This is a genomic window from Alloacidobacterium sp. (assembly GCF_035631355.1).
In the GTDB taxonomy this organism is placed as follows: domain Bacteria; phylum Acidobacteriota; class Terriglobia; order Terriglobales; family Acidobacteriaceae; genus Alloacidobacterium.
In genome coordinates this window covers 135,422-151,982 of sequence record NZ_DASQIX010000003.1, presented here as the reverse complement: position 1 = coordinate 151,982, position 16,561 = coordinate 135,422, and the positions used below count along the sequence as shown (strand labels likewise).

General features: G+C 55.2%; 16 protein-coding genes and 1 pseudogene. 13 read left to right on the top strand and 4 right to left on the bottom strand.

Annotation, left to right across the window (positions count from 1 at the left end; all coding sequences use genetic code 11):
- The first annotated feature begins 169 nt into the window (after nucleotides 1-169).
- The 7 genes and pseudogenes from VEV40_RS01205 to VEV40_RS01170 all read left to right on the top strand — a co-directional run bounded on the left by VEV40_RS01205 (nucleotide 170) and on the right by VEV40_RS01170 (nucleotide 4,525).
- Complete coding sequence (locus VEV40_RS01205) at nucleotides 170-868, top strand: response regulator transcription factor (protein WP_324829547.1); 699 nt, start codon at nucleotides 170-172, stop codon at nucleotides 866-868.
- 504 nt (nucleotides 869-1,372) lie between these two features.
- On the top strand, nucleotides 1,373-2,104 hold the full coding sequence (locus tag VEV40_RS01200) for a sigma-54 dependent transcriptional regulator (RefSeq protein ID WP_324829546.1): 732 nt from the start codon (nucleotides 1,373-1,375) through the stop codon (nucleotides 2,102-2,104).
- A 291-nt stretch (nucleotides 2,105-2,395) separates the two neighbouring features.
- Nucleotides 2,396-3,199 (top strand): annotated as a pseudogene (locus VEV40_RS20625) (FlgK family flagellar hook-associated protein).
- A gap of 254 nt (nucleotides 3,200-3,453) precedes the next feature.
- Nucleotides 3,454-3,615 (top strand): hypothetical protein, encoded by a 162-nt coding sequence (locus tag VEV40_RS01185; protein WP_324829543.1) that lies wholly within the window; start codon nucleotides 3,454-3,456, stop codon nucleotides 3,613-3,615.
- Nucleotides 3,608-3,847, top strand: coding sequence for a hypothetical protein (locus VEV40_RS01180; protein ID WP_324829542.1), 240 nt, complete (start codon nucleotides 3,608-3,610; stop codon nucleotides 3,845-3,847). Before VEV40_RS01185 ends, VEV40_RS01180 begins: the two co-directional genes overlap by 8 nt.
- Before the next feature lie 32 nt (nucleotides 3,848-3,879).
- The gene (locus VEV40_RS01175; RefSeq protein WP_324829541.1) at nucleotides 3,880-4,095 is read left to right on the top strand and encodes a hypothetical protein; all 216 of its coding nucleotides are present in this window, start codon (nucleotides 3,880-3,882) and stop codon (nucleotides 4,093-4,095) included.
- A complete protein-coding gene (locus tag VEV40_RS01170; RefSeq protein WP_324829540.1) occupies nucleotides 4,025-4,525 on the top strand; it encodes a hypothetical protein in 501 nt (166 codons plus the stop codon). Before VEV40_RS01175 ends, VEV40_RS01170 begins: the two co-directional genes overlap by 71 nt.
- A gap of 19 nt (nucleotides 4,526-4,544) precedes the next feature.
- On the opposite strand, the gene VEV40_RS01165 is transcribed toward VEV40_RS01170, so the two are convergent.
- From VEV40_RS01165 to VEV40_RS01155, 3 genes are all read right to left on the bottom strand, one after another.
- Nucleotides 4,545-4,748 carry a hypothetical protein gene (locus VEV40_RS01165; RefSeq protein WP_324829539.1) on the bottom strand — a complete coding sequence of 68 codons (204 nt, stop codon included), beginning with the start codon at nucleotides 4,746-4,748 and terminating at the stop codon, nucleotides 4,545-4,547.
- 221 nt (nucleotides 4,749-4,969) lie between these two features.
- Nucleotides 4,970-5,353, bottom strand: a complete 384-nt coding sequence (locus VEV40_RS01160) for a response regulator (RefSeq protein WP_324829538.1) — start codon at nucleotides 5,351-5,353, stop codon at nucleotides 4,970-4,972.
- A 103-nt stretch (nucleotides 5,354-5,456) separates the two neighbouring features.
- Complete coding sequence (locus VEV40_RS01155; RefSeq protein WP_324829537.1) at nucleotides 5,457-6,443, bottom strand: UDP-glucuronic acid decarboxylase family protein; 987 nt, start codon at nucleotides 6,441-6,443, stop codon at nucleotides 5,457-5,459.
- A gap of 196 nt (nucleotides 6,444-6,639) precedes the next feature.
- Here VEV40_RS01155 and VEV40_RS01150 point away from each other — a divergent pair, with 196 nt between their 5' ends.
- The 4 genes from VEV40_RS01150 (at nucleotide 6,640) to VEV40_RS01135 (ending at nucleotide 14,222) form a co-directional block, all read left to right on the top strand.
- Entirely contained in the window at nucleotides 6,640-8,736 is a 2,097-nt protein-coding gene (locus VEV40_RS01150; RefSeq protein WP_324829536.1) for a S9 family peptidase, read from the top strand.
- A gap of 424 nt (nucleotides 8,737-9,160) precedes the next feature.
- Complete coding sequence (locus VEV40_RS01145; protein WP_324829535.1) at nucleotides 9,161-10,099, top strand: hypothetical protein; 939 nt, start codon at nucleotides 9,161-9,163, stop codon at nucleotides 10,097-10,099.
- Nucleotides 10,100-10,507: 408 nt separating this feature from the next.
- Entirely contained in the window at nucleotides 10,508-11,476 is a 969-nt protein-coding gene (locus VEV40_RS01140; protein ID WP_324829534.1) for an oxygenase MpaB family protein, read from the top strand.
- Nucleotides 11,477-11,798: 322 nt separating this feature from the next.
- Nucleotides 11,799-14,222, top strand: a complete 2,424-nt coding sequence (locus VEV40_RS01135) for an ABC transporter permease (RefSeq protein WP_324829533.1) — start codon at nucleotides 11,799-11,801, stop codon at nucleotides 14,220-14,222.
- Nucleotides 14,223-14,301: 79 nt separating this feature from the next.
- On the opposite strand, the gene VEV40_RS01130 is transcribed toward VEV40_RS01135, so the two are convergent.
- On the bottom strand, nucleotides 14,302-14,745 hold the full coding sequence (locus VEV40_RS01130; RefSeq protein WP_324829532.1) for a RidA family protein: 444 nt from the start codon (nucleotides 14,743-14,745) through the stop codon (nucleotides 14,302-14,304).
- Nucleotides 14,746-14,870: 125 nt separating this feature from the next.
- On the opposite strand from VEV40_RS01130, the gene mazG reads away from it, so the two are divergent.
- Together mazG and VEV40_RS01120 are read left to right on the top strand one after the other, a co-directional pair.
- The gene (gene mazG, locus VEV40_RS01125; protein ID WP_324829531.1) at nucleotides 14,871-15,725 is read left to right on the top strand and encodes a nucleoside triphosphate pyrophosphohydrolase; all 855 of its coding nucleotides are present in this window, start codon (nucleotides 14,871-14,873) and stop codon (nucleotides 15,723-15,725) included.
- Nucleotides 15,722-16,558: a GNAT family N-acetyltransferase gene (locus VEV40_RS01120; protein ID WP_324829530.1), complete on the top strand. Its 837-nt coding sequence runs from the start codon at nucleotides 15,722-15,724 to the stop codon at nucleotides 16,556-16,558. The genes mazG and VEV40_RS01120 overlap by 4 nt, the downstream gene beginning before the upstream one ends.
- Nucleotides 16,559-16,561 lie beyond the last annotated feature (3 nt).

The window sequence follows — 16,561 nt, the reverse complement described above, 5'->3', positions numbered from 1 at the left end:
GGCCATCCGAGTCAAGATCGTTTCGCGCTTTAATTTCTCACTTGCCCATTCTGGAACTGCTCGATCAAGTCATTTCCATTTCTGAACGCTCCGCAATTTTGCGCTCAAGATTGCATTGTGTTCCACCTGCGCTACAGGAGAAGGTGGAGACACGACAAGGAGCCACTGAATGCGTTTGTTGATTGCGGAAGACGATCGCGCACTTCAGGTTTTATTACGGAAAGCCATGGAGGCTGACGGTCATCGAGTCATGGTTGCGGGTGATGGTCAAACAGCAGCCGATATCTTTGCCTCGGACGCGCCCGATCTGATCATTCTTGATCTCAATCTTCCGCGCAAAGATGGCGCGGAAGTCCTCAAGTTTATTCGCTCGATCAATGACGAAATTCCCATTCTGATTCTTACAGCGAGGATCGAATTGGACACAAAGGTCCGTTGCCTCGACATGGGGGCTGATGACTGCATGCAGAAGCCGTTTTCCCTGCGGGAGCTGCGCGCTCGTTGCCGGGCATTGACACGGCGCAAACGAGAAACTGGACTTGTGCTGCGGTATGCAGATCTTGAGCTGGATCGCATAAATCGCTCAGTGAAGCGCGACGGCGTAGCGGTGGTGTTAACCAATCGGGAATTTGCCCTTCTTGAATGCCTGCTGCAAGGCCGTGGGCAATCGATTTCACGGACAGATCTGCTTGAGCGCGTTTGGGAGGCGAAAACGAGCGCCAACACAAACATTGTGGATGTATATGTGAATTATTTGCGCCGAAAGCTGAACGATACCGGCGCCAACCCACTGATCCAAACGGTGCGGGGCCAGGGGTATGCGATTGCGCGCCTGAACATGACCGAGAAAGGAGATCTTGAATGGTGACTTTGTCTCCCCCGATGAAACGCGAGGCGGTGGCCCCGATGCGAACGGCAGTGCTTGCCAGCGCCGATGTCTCTTTTCGCCAACGGGTAAGGGAAACACTGGCCGGCCTGCACTGGACGATTCGGGAAGCTGGCGGTGGGGCAGAGGCGCTGGCATATCTGGACAGCGCTCCGGCCGAGGTGGTGATTCTCGATTCATGGCTTCCCGATCTTGAAGTGCAGGAATTTATTGAAGATTTCGGGCGGCTCTATCCTGCAACCGATCTCGTGACGGTCGACGGAACCAACACGGAAAAAACACCGCGCAGTCCCCGCCGGAACGAGATCCTGTTCGCACTGCGGCAGGCCCAGGACGAGGACGGTGCAATATGGAATGGCGCGCCAGTTATCGAGTGGCGCGACTGCGCAGGCTGCCGCGCCGCTCGAAAACCTCGCTTCAACAAGCGAACGCATGTTCCCCGACCCATTGTGCAGACTGCCGGAGTTTATCGGGAACCATCCGGCAATGCTGGAAGTAAGCCGCCGTATCCGCCTGGTTGCGCAACGCAGCACACCGGTGCTGGTGCAGGGGCCGACTGGAACCGGCAAGGAAATGGTGGCGAAGGCCCTGCACCGGTTAAGCGCGCGCTCATCACGTCCGTTTGTCGCGTTGAACTGCGCCGCAATTCCTGAAGCGCTGCTCGAAACTGAACTTTTCGGACATACCCGCGAAGCTTTTACCGGTGCCGTGCAGGGGCGCGTGGGCCGCATTGAAGCAGCACAGGGCGGGACATTGTTTCTCGACGAGATCGGCGAGATGCCGCTGCAGCTACAGGCGAAGCTGCTTCGCTTTGTCGAATGTGGAGAGCTGCAACGTGTGGGCGATAACGACCCGGTGCGGGTCGATGTCAGGATCGTTGCCGCGACGCATCGCTCACTGGCGAAGCTCGCGGCTGAAGGAACGTTTCGCGCTGATCTCTATTACCGGCTTGCCGTTTTCCTTATCAAAACCCCGGACCTGCAATCCCATAAGGGAGACCTGCCTCTGCTGGTGCAGCATTTTCTTGCGGCGATGGCGGAAACCAGCCCGGCGAAGTCCATCAAAGAACCGGCAATGGCAAAGCTGGAAGGATATGGCTGGCCCGGCAATGTGCGCGAGCTGGAACATGTGCTTGAACGCGCATGGATTCTCGCTGAAAATCGGCCGGAGATTGGCATAGATGAAATTGAGTTTGGAGAAGAGGCCGGAGCATTCTGAGGATTTTCTAATCTCAGGGCGCAAGTTCGGGCCGTCGTCTGCAACAGAAAACAGCGGAACCGTATCTCTGTCCTGACCATCGGCAAATTTCAGGTGAAGGTGAGCGAATGCAGATAACAACCCCAATGAGCGATGCGCTGGAACAGTATCTCAATCTATCAGCCTTGAGTTGAAGCTGACCGCCGAGAACATGGCGAACGCCAATATGACGGGATACACGAACCAGTTGCCGGAGTGGCGGCGAACGATCCGGTGACGATCGATGGAACCAGCTATGGACAGGGCGTGACCATGACGGGGCCGTCCTCGCAGCGTGATCTGATATTGGAGCAGCGAATCCAGCAGCAAACGCAATTGGAGCAGGGGACCGATGCGAGGCAATCTGCCCTCCGGTCTGTGCAGAACATCTTCAGCAGCGCCACTTCGGCTTTCGCGTCGGCGTCTTCGCTCGATATCGGCGCGAGTATCTCCGGTTTCTTCAGCGCGCTTTCGCAACTACAGTCGAATCCCGCCGACATCTCTCTGCGCCAATCTGTATTGAATGCGGCCACTACTCTGGCTGGTTCCTTTCAGTCCGCGTCATCGCAGTCGACGGCGGAGCAAGGTTCGCTTGACCAGCAGAGCACAACGATTGTGACGCAGGTGAATTCGCTGACCCAGGCAATTGCCCAATTGAACAGCCAGATATCCCAGACTTCGAGGAGTGGCGATGCTTGACAGCTTGAAGACCAGCGGCAATATGACCTGCAGCAGCTTTCAAAGCTGGTGGGCATTCACCAGATCAAGACGGAAGACAACAGCCTGACCATCACAACTTCCAGCGGCGTTCTGCTCGTTTCAAAGGGCCAGACGTTCTCTCTCAGCACTTCGGTGTCGGGAGGAGTGACCCGTATCTCCGACGATCAGGGCAATGACATTACCGTCATCTTGGCAGGTGGAGGCGGACAACTTGGGGGCATTCTCACAGTCCGCGACCAGGACATTCCCCAGTTACAAAGCTCTGGATACGCTGGCCTTCGATCTGGGCACGGCGGTGAACAACCAGAATGCGCTCGGCTCGGACGCGAACGGCGCTGCCGGCGGCCCTGTATTTAACCTTCCCGGAACTGAGTCAGGAGCGGCGAGCACAATCTCCTTAGCTATCACAGACCGCGCGAGATTTGCAGCGGCTGCGGCGGGCAATGGTTCTTCTGACGATACTAATCTCGAAACGATGCTTCAGCTACAGACCCAGGCAATCGCAGGCGGAACGACTCCATCAAACTACTATTCTAGTTTTGTGTCGGCCCTCGGTACTAGTCTCCCAGGTCTCAGTCGAGAATACGGCACAGCAGGCGTCCCTGACGCAGTTGCAGACGCAGCGCGACTCACTCTCTGCCGTGAACCTGAATGACGAGGCGGCGCTGGAGAATCTGCAGCAGGCATATCAGGCCGCATCAAAGGTGTTTACGATTCTCGATACGGTCATGGCCTCGGCCATCAACCTCGGCGTGGAAACGACAGTTGCCTAAGGACCAGATGATGCGATTCGATCCCTTTTATCTGAATAGCGCTGTAGCATCGCTCGACCAGACCTCGGCAATCGAGCAGCAGTTGACGAATGAGATTTCCAGCGGAACGCGCGTCAATTCGTTAAGCGACGATCCTGTCGCCGTCGGCGAGAACGCCCTGCTCGGTTCGCAGTTGAGGCTGGACGACAGGTTTTCACAAGCGGAAAACTCGACAGTCGGAATGCTCAGGTAACGGATTCAACGCTGAGCAGCGTCGTTTCACAGTTGACGCAGGCCCTGTCTCTGGCGACTGAGGGCAACAATGGGACTCTCAATGCGAGCGACCTGAAGTCGATTGCTACGCAGATCTCAGGAATCCGCGATGAGGTGCTCTCTCTGGCGAACACGACCTATATGAACCGGTATATTTTTGCGGGAAGCCAGGGGCACGTCGCCGTATACCCTCGACTCCGCAGTAACGCCGAACACAGCCACCTATAACGGCGATACGGTCGTGTCCTATGTCATGACACCGAACGGCCAGAAGATTCGGACCAATGTTCCGGGCAGCCAGATTTTCAGTGACCCCACCAGCAATGTCCTGCAAACGCTGAACAATCTGGTGGCGGATTTCTCATCCGGAACAGCTTCGACAACCGCCATTTCTGACACGACGGCCTTGAATTCCGCCCTGAACTATGTAAGCCAGCAACGGGTTGTCATTGACAATTCGATTACCCAGCTTCAGGCCGCACAAAGCTATGTCCAGACCCAGAGAACACAGATTACTTCAGCCCAAACGAACCTCATGCAGACAGACGTCGCGCAGGTTTCCACTCAACTAAGCACAGCGGAAACGCAGCAGGCCGCATTGACTCAGGTCCTCAATATCCTCGAAAAGAACAATGGAGACCTGTTTAGCCTCTTATAAATAAAATCCCTTCTGGGGTTTATTTGTGTCCTTCCGGATTGGGGTTAGACCTGCGATAGCTGCGTCCACGGCTCTTGAGAAGAAAGACTTCGCGGCAGAATGGACACTCCCATGGGTAAAGGCCCATCTTCGAATAAACACGTTCCTGCAAGAAGCCGCGTCGTGCCACGCGGGTCATCTCAATATTGCCGCAATTCGGACAGCGACGCTTGCTTTTGCTCATTCTCCCGCTCTAGGACTCCAAGGCACAACAAAAAGAAATAATTACTCTCAACTCTAACGAGATGCAAGACCTGAGTTCCGTCCGCTTTTGATTGCGTTGAGGGGCTATTTACGAGTTTTTATAGATTTTTGATGATGCTGCAAGAAGAAAACCGGGAGCGCAGAAGAGTGGGAAAGGAAATTGACGGCAGATATCGCGCCGTTATTTATATAAGGCAGAAATCAGGCTGTCCGGCGCAGGGCCTCCTGGCAGAACAGTTTTGTTAGCCGAATCAACTCTTCCGGAGCAATCGGTTTAGGCCGATAAAAAACGTTCAATCCGGCATATTCGATTTCTGCATCGGGCAGACCGCTCAAAACCAGAACTGCTAAGTTTGGAAATTGCTCGCGTAGTTTAGCGACAAATTGTGGGCCATTCATCACTGGCATCAAATGGTCGGTGATGACCAAGCGCACATTCCCTGCTAATACGGGATCCTCTAGCAGCGCGAGCGCATGGCTTGCGTTTGTTGCTACAGATACCTTTTTCCCCGCCGAAGTCAGTATCGCCTGTCGAGTAGCGGCCTGCACTGGATTGTCGTCAACAAGAAGTACGGTAAATGCCATAGCTCATGCTTAATGAAGAAATGTTGTCATAACTATGATGCGGTTGGTCAATATTGTGGTTGCTCAAGGCTTTGCGACAAGCCATATTGAAAGCGATCAAGAGTCAGCGCCGTAGTCCTTTCTCGAATTCTGTCTTCTCATGTGCTGAGATATTCATAGCAACGCGCGATTGGAAATACTCAAGACAAAGCCGCAGGCCGGTTTCCAGGTCAATCTTCGGCTCCCATCCCAGCAACTGTCTGGCTCGAGTTATATCGGGTTGCCTCTGCGTGGGGTCGTCAACTGGCAGAGGCTTGAAGACGATTCTGCTTGCAGATCCAGTGACTCGAAGTACTGCCCGGGCGCAGTCCAGAATGGTCCACTCACTTGGGTTGCCGATGTTGACCGGAAGATGTTGGTCGGAATGCGCGAGACGAAGAAATCCGTCGATTTCGTCGGAAACATAGCAAAAGCTGCGCGTCTGGCTACCGTCACCATACACTGTCAAGTCATCCCGCTGAAGCGCCTGCACAATGAAATTGGAAATCACGCGGCCATCTTCAGCGTGGAGCCGTGGGCCATAAGTGTTAAAGATGCGGACGAGTCTTGTGTCGACCTTACGATAGCGATGGTATGCCATGACCAGCGCCTCTGAAAATCGCTTGGCCTCGTCGTAAACCGATCGTGGGCCTACTGGATTCACATTGCCCCAGTATTCTTCTGGTTGCGGATGTATTGTAGGATCCCCATAGCACTCAGAAGTGGAAGCATGAAGAAATTTGGCGCCATACTTGCTCGCCAATTCCAGTGCATTACGCGTACCGGAGGACCCTACTTCAAGCGTCTCGATCCCCAAGCGGCTGTAGTCCTCTGGACTTGCCGGAGACGCAAAGTTGAAGACGTAATCGATCTTGTCGAAATCGAACGGGACGCAGATATCATGCTGGTGAAAGTCGAAGCGTGGCTCGGACTGAAGATGCTTCAGATTTTCAAGAGAACCTGTACTCAGGTTATCGATACCAACTACAGAATTGCCCTCGGAGAGAAGTGCGTCTGTAAGATGAGAACCTAAAAATCCTGCCACGCCTGTGATGAGTACTCGTTTAGTCAATCTGGAATCTCGTGAGGATTTAAGAAGAGGGACGCCTCCAACCAGATGGCGGCGTAGACTCGGCTCGTTCCTAATGGTAAACCATCAGCGCAGGAGCATCGCGATACTGTGAGATTTATGCCTGATTTTTCTCAAGCTCCCTTGCTGTGATACGCGGCAGATATCATGATTCATAATTTTCGAGGAAAACACAAAGATGACATTTATTGCTAAGGCCGTTTTGTTGTCGTCATGTCTCGTTTCGGTATCTCTTTCAGCGCAGACCTTCACACTTGATCAGGCGTTGAGCGCGCCGTTCAGTTCGCAACTGACAGCTGCGCCGACAATAGGAACCTTTGCCTGGGTCACGGATCTGCAAGGCCGCCGTAACCTATGGGTGTCTACGCGCAGCGCGGACCGAAAGACATATAGCTCCAGCCAACTCACAAATTACTCCGATGACGATGGTGTCGACATCGGAGACATTACATGGAGCCCTGATGCTCAGTCCATCGTCTATGTTCGCGGCGGAGATTTCGAATTTCCAGAAAAGCCGGCTCCCAACCCCGATCTGCTTACAGGCGGCGTCGATCAGGAGATTTGGGTCATTTCAACACATGGGGGTGAGGCACGAAAGCTCACAGCAGGTAGAGCACCTGCGGTTTCACCTACTGGCGATGAGATGGCTTATCTCCTTAAAGATCAGATATGGGAGATATCGCTGAAAGACACTGGTGAAAAGCCTGAACAGATACTGCACACACGTGGCAAAGCCTCTTCGTTGCTCTGGTCCCCGGACGGGAAAGAGCTGGCATTCGTCAGCGATCGTGGTGATCACACCTTCATCGGCCTGTATACGCCAGCGACAAAAACGCTTCGTTATCTCGATCCCGGCACGGACCACGACGGCAATCCGGTATGGTCGCCGGACAGCAGGAGCATCGCCTTTGTCAGGGTCCCGTTCAGCAAACACGAAGAGATCTTTGGCCCGAAGCGCACGGGGCTGCCTTGGTCAATCCGGGTGGCCGACATAGACACCGGCAAAGGCCGCGAGATATGGCGCGCAAAGGAAAGCATGGGCAGTGTTTTCCACGAAGCGCAAGGGCAGAGCCAGCTTCACTGGACGAGCACCGGCTCCATCATCTTTCCTTGGGAGGGTGATGGCTGGCTGCATTTGTACTCCGTTGGGTTGAATCACGAAGCCGCAAAATTACTGACGCCCGGCGATTTCGAAGTAGACAGCGTTGCTGCAAGCCGCGATGGCAAGAGCATCACCTATTCGTCCAACCAGAACGATATTGACCGTAGGCACATCTGGAAGCTGGATACTGCAAATGGAAAAATTGTCGAATTGACGCATGGGGATGGAATCGAGACCTCGCCAGTCTTCTCTGGAGATGGAGAGAACATAGCCATCCTGCATTCCGATGCGCGCGTACCTCTTCGTCCAGCAGTCATCGGGGCAAACGGGGATGTCAGCGATTTTGCCACGCAGGCTGAACCAGCCGCCTTCCCCTCTGCGGATTTTGTTGTGCCCCAGCAGGTAATATTTTCTTCCGCCGACGGGATGCGCATTCATGGACAGATCTTCCTGCCCAAAAATGATGCCGACAGCCATAAGCATCCGGCGGTCATCTTCTTTCACGGAGGGTCAAGACGCCAGATGCTGCTTGGCTGGCACTACATGGAGTACTACTCCAACGCCTATGGCATGAATCAATATCTGGTCAATCAGGGCTACATCGTCCTTTCCGTGAACTACCGTAGCGGCATCGGTTATGGCGAAGCATTCCGCGAGGCCGTCAACTACGGAGCAACCGGAGCCAGCGAATTTAACGACGTGCTCGGAGCGGGGCTGTATTTGCGGAGTCGGTCTGATGTGGATGCCGCGCATATTGGCGTTTGGGGCGGCAGCTATGGCGGCTACCTCACGGCTCTGGCCCTGGCGCGGGCCTCGGACATGTTCGCCGTCGGAGTTGATCTCCACGGTGTGCACGATTGGAATCTCGAGCTGGGAAACTGGCTGCCATCCTACGATCCTGCCGCTGATCCCCAGGCTGCAAGGACTGCATGGCTTTCGTCTCCATTGGCGTCCATAAGCACATGGCGCTCGCCTGTTCTTCTTATTCAGGGGGACGACGACCGCAATGTGCAGTTCTCCCAGACGGTGCAGTTGGCCGAAGCATTGCGCAAGCAGAAGGTCGACGTCGAAGAGCTCGTCTTTCCCGACGAAATTCACGACTTCCTGCTGCATCGTGACTGGCTGGCAGCATATTCCGCCGGCGCTGCATTTTTTGCGAAGCATTTGAAATAGCGCAGCGGCTATACGCGCAACTCTTGCTGCGGAACCATGTCTCTGTGCGCATTGGACGCGGAAAGGAAGAACGGGGTATGCCGAGTAAATGGTGCGAGAACAGTCGGGCGAAGAGCTGCCGCAGTAAACAACTACACGTAATTGTCTTCTGCATCGGGCGCAGAACGGCGGCTTGTGTCTCGTCTACCGCATAGTTGTTTCATTTATATGGGCATTGCGGAAGCAATGCCCATATAAATGAGAGTCTGTTTTCAACTGACGAGAATGATGATTAAACTTGGACACACTCTTGCGAAGGATGCCGACCGAATGGAAGAATGGTGCGGCAAATCAATCCAATCGAATTCTACCCAGAAAAGATTCGGAGTTGGCCGTTGAAAGAGATTTCCATTTCAGGCCCGAAGAAAGAGAGCAAGCATCCGAAATGCCATTGTCAAATGAACTGAAGTTGTTGCGAAACGCTCCTCTGCCTTTTCTCAAAAAATACTGGGTTTCCCCGAGCAGCCAATATTCAGTAAACCAGCTGCCGGACTCGACAAACCCTGCATTCTATTCACGGGAACATGCGTTTCAGGGCCAGAAGCGCCAGATAGACGGCCAGGTGACGATGAGCCAGGCGGAGCACAAAATTGCCTACGCCAACCTCCTGCCCGGTGGCGGCGACAGCTACGCCCTGCACTGCTACAACACCAATCAGCTTACGCAGGCGCAGAAGCAAGACCTGCTGCCTATCTGGTATCTGCCGTGGTGGGAAGACCGCGTAACGAAAATGCGAATTCTAAAGGCGAACCAGATGCCGGGAGACTTGCCGAATCCGTCGCTGTTCTTTACCAGCGCATTGACGGGGTGCAGCATCTTCGTGAAGGGACCAGCCGACTCTCCCACGGCATACCATGCCGGGTTTGACAGCAATCGTGATTACGCGGCAAATCCGAAGCAGGACCCGAATAGCATCCGCCACTGGCAGATTTTGTTCGACCGATACTCGCCCAATACACCGGGGCGCGGCGAGGCGAATAAAGGGATGTATCTGGCAGACTTCGATAACAATCCTGACCTGCAGGTGTATTTGAATTATCTGAAAACTTCAGCGCATGGAAATATGGAGATTCGCAGTCTCATCGGCGAAGGGAACGTCTTCGGCGTGCGCGATAACACCTGCAACTGGACTTTCTATCTGCAGGAAGTGGTCACAGTGCAATACAGGACGTTCACTGTTAGACGGAAAATGCTTGGTCTTGGCGCAAAGGAGACGATTTACAGCGCGGTGAAGAGCCAGCGCCGGCCTATGTGCCTGCGCGAGATTTTCCCGAATGGAAATGGCGCTGCCCGCATCTGGAACACGGAGCCGGTGCGGATCTAAATTTCGAAAAAAGATTCGGGCTAAGGTTCTTCCAGGTTCGCGGAAAGCTCTTGCGCTTCTGGAATGGGTATCGATTCGATCCCCGTTGGCCAACTGCTTGTCTATACGGTTGCTCTCTTCTGAGGCAGACAGCTAGGTCCAACTCTTGCTGTCCAAGCACCCGCAACATCACGAAAGACCACGCTATGTCAGAAATTGACAGAACTGCAGGCTGCTCGATCGTACTCATTAGCACCTTATCGTTTTGTGTTGAAAGAAACCATCCACCCTTGCGGAAATTGTGGACAAAGTCGGGTTCGTTACTGCGCAAAACGGCATGATTTCTGTTGAAGCGTGGGGGCCGAGCGTTTGGCGAAATTCTCCGGGCTTTCATCACGCACAGTCACTCTTCGCGTCTAAGCAGACAGAATGATGGAAGGCGAATCTCCGCATTACGTCTCTCGCGAAGACATCGAAGAGTTACTCTCCGAGTTGGAAAAACTGCCGGGCGAGGCTCGCTTTGGATTCTTCGGCCCTAACTCTGTGACCTGGCGGGTGAACAGGGAGTCGGCCATCTTTCTTGGGGCTGGACGCGCGGCGTTGCTGCAGATAGCACATCCCTGGGTTGCGGCCTCGCTGATTGAGCACTCGAACCTGAGGAACGATGCGATTGGGCGGTTTCATTCGACCTTCCGCGTGATTTACACGATGCTGTTCGGCACCCGTGCCCAGGCAGTCGCCGCTTCGCGCCAGATCTATCAACTGCATGCCGGCATCCGCGGACAACTGACTCACCAGCATGGCGAACACTATGAAGCAAATGAGATCAACGCGCTTCGCTGGGTTTATGCCACGCTGGTGGAGAGCGCCATTCTGGCGTACGAATGCGTGCTGCCGCCTCTTACGACTAGCGAACGCGAGCTGTACTACACCGAGAGCAAGTGGATGGCCGCTCTCTTTGGCATTCCTGCCCATGCGCTGCCAGCAGGCTGGGCGGCATTTGCCCGGTACACAGCGGATATGGTCGAGTCGCCGGTGCTCGTGGTAGACGAAGCCGCGTGTATGCTCGGCGCTTGTGTGCTCTCCGGAGTGGGGACATGGGTGCGCCCGCCACGCTGGTATCTGGCGCTGACCGCGCACTGGATGCCAGCGCGGTTCAAGGCAGACTTTCAGATGCCGTTTGGAGCAGAAGAAGCAAAGGCAGCGGAACGAGCTGCTCGCAAGTTGCGTCTCTTGTATCGATGCATTCCTGGCATCCTCCGGTTTGTCGGTCCCTATCACGAGGCCAAGGCGCGTTTGCACGGCCACCCTCCAGGACCCATAACCCGCAGAAATAATTGTTTCTGGATGGGCCAGTCACGCATGCTTTATTCACAACTTGGAGATTTGCAGTCTTGAATTAGGGCTGTTAACACTATAAGGACGAGCAGCGTTGTGAGAGAAAAACGCCCAGATGAGGCGGAGTCCAAATAGTTTGGTGGTTCCAAATTCGAGGACGACAACGAAGTACGACCCGCCTTCCCCGAAACCCGGAAAGACGGGCCAATTTTTCTGATTTCGTTGTCACTCGTCACTGGAAGAGATCCGGTATTCGTCCCTCCGCGCTCCTAGAACTCGTAAAAATTGGCGCTCATCGCTGTCGCCCTAATTAATATTGTTGGCAGACCCTAAATGCTTTGCTGAAAAAAGGCTGATTTTTGAGACCTATAATCTCAGCATCATGGCTTCATTGCTTCGCGACGTCCATTTCAGCACTCGCATTCTGCGTAAGAATCCTGGATTCGCCGTGGCGGCGATCATCATTCTGGCATTGGGAATTGGGGCGAACACGGCGATGTTCACGGTGGCGAGCGCGCTGCTACTGCGGCCGTTTCCGTATCACGAACCGCAGCAACTGGTGAGTCTTAGCGTAAAGGAAAAGATCACGGACTACGGTGGCACGCTCCTGCGCTATGAGTTGGTGCGTGACCGGAACAAGTCTTTTCAGGCTGTTGCTGCGTGGACGAACGATACCTTCGATCTAACCGGCCACGGGGAACCGTTGCAAGTATCGGTGGCGCGCGTAACGCCTAGCTTTTTCCCTATGCTTGGCGTGCGACCGCAACTAGGGCGCTTGTTCAGCGAAGCGGAGGGCAGGCCTGACGGCACGCATGTCGTGATCTTGAGCGACGCGATCTGGCGCAGCCGCTTTGGCGGTGATCCCAACATCGTCGGCCAGACGGTGGCGCTGGATACGGTGCCGCATACGGTGGTCGGCATACTTCCCGCCGATGCGAAGTTTCCGTTCGTCGGTCAGGCGGACATCTGGACGCCCCGCTATTTTGAACTCACGCTGATGAGCATGCAGAGGCTGAGCCTGGGTGTGGGCTATCTCAGTTTTCTGGCGCGTTTGCGGCCTGGAATTACGCTTGCGCAGGCGCAATCTGAACTGGCAGTGCTGAACCAGCAGTACCGGCAGCAGAATCCAGAAGCGCCGGACGCAGATGCAAGCGTGGAGATGACCGCCAGCCCATTGCGTGATCTGGTCATTGCGGATTTGCGCGGACGGGTGCTGATGTTGTCAAGCGCAGTTGCCCTGGTGCTGCTGATAGCCTGCGCGAATGTAGCGAGCCTGCTGCTTTCGCGCGCTCTGACCCGCAAACACGAGATTGCAATGCGAACGGCCCTGGGGGCAAGCCGGGGAGTGATCGTCCGGCAATTGCTGACCGAAAGCGTATTGCTCTCGCTCGTTGCGGGCGTGCTCGGAGTAGGAGCGGGCTGGGGCGCGACGCGGGCACTGGTAGCACTATCCGCCAGTCAGTTGCCACAAGGCATCCCGATTACGATGGATGTGCGAGTGCTCCTTTTTGCCATTGGAGTGTCGCTGCTTACCGGACTGGGTTTCGGGATTGTGCCTGCGCTGCAACTTGCACAGGCAGACCTGAATACGACGTTGCGGGAGGAAGGCGCGAGCACGTCGGCGGTTCGCGAGCGGACGCAGTTGCGAAGTCTTTTGGTTGTGGGCCAGGTGGCGCTCTCGTTGGTGCTCCTCATTGGTGCAGGACTTCTGTTGCGCAGTTTCGCGCGATTGCTGGACACCAATCCCGGCTTCGATGTGCGCAATGTGCTCACCATGAATGTTTCGCTGCCGACGGTGAAGTACTCGAAGCCGGAGCAGCAGATAGCCTTCTTCGATGAAGTCCTTCGCCGTGTTGCCGCACTGCCGGGAGTACGCAATGCGGCAATCTCTGCGGCCCTGCCTTTGAGCGCGAAACGAATCACACCTATGCTGCCCGAGGGTCAGCCAAACATGCCACTGGGCCAGCGGCCATTCCTTGATATTGAAGCCGTCAGTCCGCAGTGGTTTGCCGTAATGCGTGTTCCTCTTCGCAATGGCCGATTCTTTGCTGTGGCTGACAATGAGCAGGCACCAAAGGTCGTTATCGTGAATGAGGCATTTGCACGCCGCTTCTGGCCCAACCAAAATCCGCTAGGGAAGCACGTCATCATCGGCCGCTGGCCGCAGGGAGCGGAAGTGGTTGGAGTTGCCGGAGACATCAGGAACAACGGCCTGGCGGACGAAACGCGGCCCCAGGTCTACATTCCGTTTCCGCAGTTGGCCTGGGGCAATATGAATCTACTGGTGCGCACCACTGTACCGCCCAAAAGTATGACGTCCGCAGTGCGCGGCCAGATTTCGGCTGTCGACCCCGATCAGCCAGTGACAGGCGTTCAAACGATTGAGGAACTAATGGACGGCTCGCGCGCACAACCGCGCTTCACCATGCTCTTGCTGGGCGTGTTTTCAGTGGCCGCGCTGGCGCTGGCGATCATCGGAATTTACGGGGTGCTGGCGTACTCGGTGGCGCAGCGGCGGCACGAGATGGCGATTCGTCTGGCTCTAGGGGCGGAGCACGGTGACATCCTTCGACTGGTGGTTCGGCAGGGGCTGCTGCTGGCGGTCGCCGGCATTGCTGTGGGCCTGATTGCGGCACTTCTGATGACGCGGTTGATGGCGGGACTGCTGTATGACGTTGGGGCGCGCGATGTGACGACATTTGTACTGGCCCCACTGATTTTTCTCGTCGTTGCGTTGCTCGCCAGCTATTTGCCGGCGCGGCGGGCCACGAAGCTCAATCCAGTGGAGGCGCTGAGGGAAAGCTGAGAGGCAAGAAGAATCTCAGCATTGCTCGATATCACTGGGATTCTTCTCTCCGCTCAGAATGACGTTCCTTTGAATCGTTCTAGTGTTTTACCGCGATGGCGGAGATTTCGATCTTGGCATCGCCGATGAGACCGGCTACTTTGACGGTGGCGCGGGCTGGCTTGGGGTCGGGCATGAGCTTGATGTAGGTCTTGTTCATTGCCGGCACATCGGCCAGATCGGCGACGTAGACAGTGACTGAGACAATGTCAGCCATCTGAAAACCTGCCTGCTTTACAACTTTTTCGATGGCGGCAATGGCGCGAGTGGTCTGGAACGTGATGTCGGTTCCAGTGACCTTGCCGTTATCATCGGGGCCCTGCTGGCCAGCCACGTAGAGTGTGTTACCGGCGACGTAGGCGTCGCTGAAAGGCATACCTTTGGTAAAGCCCACGGCCTGTGCGTGGGCGGCACCTGAAGTCAGGACTGTCAGGAGTCCGAACGAGAGAGCGCATACTGCCGTCTGCAGGTAGTTTATCTTCATACGGATGGGTCTCCTTAAAAATCATGGATAGGGAATTCTCTCATCCTGTTCGCACTTTTCCGGATGAAAGAGCTTTGGTTTCCGGGATAAGCGAACGAGACAAACGAATCGGTTAGAGTAAAGGCATGCCCACAGATCAGGATGCAGGCAGTCAGTTTGCAGAAGCCGCTGCCATTATGGCGCGTCTGCGCGCGCCGGGTGGATGTCCCTGGGACCGCGAGCAGACCTTTGATTCGATCCGCAAATATACGCTGGAGGAGACCTATGAGGTTTTCGACGCCATTGAGCGCCGTGACTGGACCAGCCTGAAAGAAGAGTTGGGCGATATGCTCTTGCAGGTGCTTTTTTACTCTGAGATGGCGGCAGAGGCGGGCGATTTCACCATCTTAGATGTAATTTCCGAGCTCAACCGGAAGCTTATCCGGCGTCATCCGCATGTTTTTGGGGACGAGGCGGCTGCGGCCGCAGGTAATATCGCTGAAGGGCTGGAGACGAATGGGATTGATGCAGAGCAAGTTCTCCGTAATTGGGATCAGATTAAGCAGCTAGAGAAAAGTGCTCAAGTAAAGCATGAAGAAAGCAAAGGGCGTTTAGGCGCTGTTCCGCGAGCACTTCCGGCGTTGGCTGAAGCAACCAAGATTGGGTCAAAAGCAGCAAAAGCTGGGTTCGACTGGCCGGATGTGAGCGGCCTTTTCGATAAGCTGCACGAGGAGATCGGAGAGCTTAAGGCGGAATTAGGCGAAAAGCCTGATGCCGCCGCGGTAGCATCGGAAGTGGGCGACCTGCTGTTTACTGCGGTGAATCTGGCGCGTCATCTGCATGTCGATCCAGAATTTGCCTTACGCGAGACGAATGCGAAGTTTCGCCGCCGATTCGCCTCTATGGAAGAGGCCAGCAAGGAGCCGCTGGAATCACTGCCGCCTGCGTCGCTGGAAAAATTGTGGGAAGAGGCCAAAGATCAGGAGCGCAGGACGAGATGAGCGCGACATTTGTTACTCCGCAAGAACGCACGGTCCTGATTCGTACATGTAAAGGGTTTGAGGAACTAGATGCCTGCGTGCAGGTGCAGATTGACGTGTGGGGCTATTCGGATGGCGACGTGATCCCGCGTCGCGTCTTTACGGTGACGCAGAAAATTGGCGGCCAGGTGCTAGGAGCGTTCGACGTAACCGATGGCAGGAGAGACACTCCAGAGAATCTGGTCGGGTTTGCTATGGCGCTTCCGGCGGTGAGAAATCCCATGTCTCTGCGAGACATGGGGCACCCAGAGCCATATCTGCATTCGCACATGCTGGCCGTGCGGCCGGATTACCGCAATTCCGGAATTGGGCGCAGATTGAAGCTGGCCCAGCGGGACGATGCCATCACCAGGGGTTTCCGGCTGATGGAATGGACCTTTGATCCGTTGGAAATAAAGAATTCTTTCCTGAATATCCACAGGCTGGGGGCGATCGTTCGGCGCTATACCCCGAACTTTTATGGTGTATCCTCATCTCGACTGCAAGGAGGGCTGCCTACAGACCGTCTGCATGCCGAGTGGTGGATGCGGTCGGGGGACGTCGAGGCAATTCTGGCAGGCAATTCTGAAGTCAAACAGACGAACTCGATTCAAGAGACGATTACAGTCCCGCATCAAATCAGCAAGTGGAAGTCATCGGAAGAAGATCAGCAGCGCGCGTTTGCTGTTCAGGAGGCGAATCGTCTACGGTTTGAGAACGCATTTGCGCGCGGGCTGGCTGTGATCGACTTCAGGACAGACGACGAAGGCAACGGAATATTCGGACTTGGACAGTGGCAGGAGCCGAGAGACTGACGT

Bases quoted from the DNA above. Each gene is read 5' to 3' on its own strand.
- VEV40_RS01205 (WP_324829547.1), top strand. From the start codon at position 170: ATGCGTTTGTTGATTGCGGAAGACGATCGCGCACTTCAGGTTTTATTA.
- VEV40_RS01200 (WP_324829546.1), top strand. From the start codon at position 1,373: ATGCTGGAAGTAAGCCGCCGTATCCGCCTGGTTGCGCAACGCAGCACA.
- VEV40_RS01165 (WP_324829539.1), bottom strand. From the start codon at position 4,748: ATGAGCAAAAGCAAGCGTCGCTGTCCGAATTGCGGCAATATTGAGATG.
- VEV40_RS01160 (WP_324829538.1), bottom strand. From the start codon at position 5,353: ATGGCATTTACCGTACTTCTTGTTGACGACAATCCAGTGCAGGCCGCT.
- VEV40_RS01150 (WP_324829536.1), top strand. From the start codon at position 6,640: ATGACATTTATTGCTAAGGCCGTTTTGTTGTCGTCATGTCTCGTTTCG.
- VEV40_RS01145 (WP_324829535.1), top strand. From the start codon at position 9,161: ATGCCATTGTCAAATGAACTGAAGTTGTTGCGAAACGCTCCTCTGCCT.
- VEV40_RS01140 (WP_324829534.1), top strand. From the start codon at position 10,508: ATGATGGAAGGCGAATCTCCGCATTACGTCTCTCGCGAAGACATCGAA.
- VEV40_RS01135 (WP_324829533.1), top strand. From the start codon at position 11,799: ATGGCTTCATTGCTTCGCGACGTCCATTTCAGCACTCGCATTCTGCGT.
- VEV40_RS01130 (WP_324829532.1), bottom strand. From the start codon at position 14,745: ATGAAGATAAACTACCTGCAGACGGCAGTATGCGCTCTCTCGTTCGGA.
- mazG (WP_324829531.1), top strand. From the start codon at position 14,871: ATGCCCACAGATCAGGATGCAGGCAGTCAGTTTGCAGAAGCCGCTGCC.
- VEV40_RS01120 (WP_324829530.1), top strand. From the start codon at position 15,722: ATGAGCGCGACATTTGTTACTCCGCAAGAACGCACGGTCCTGATTCGT.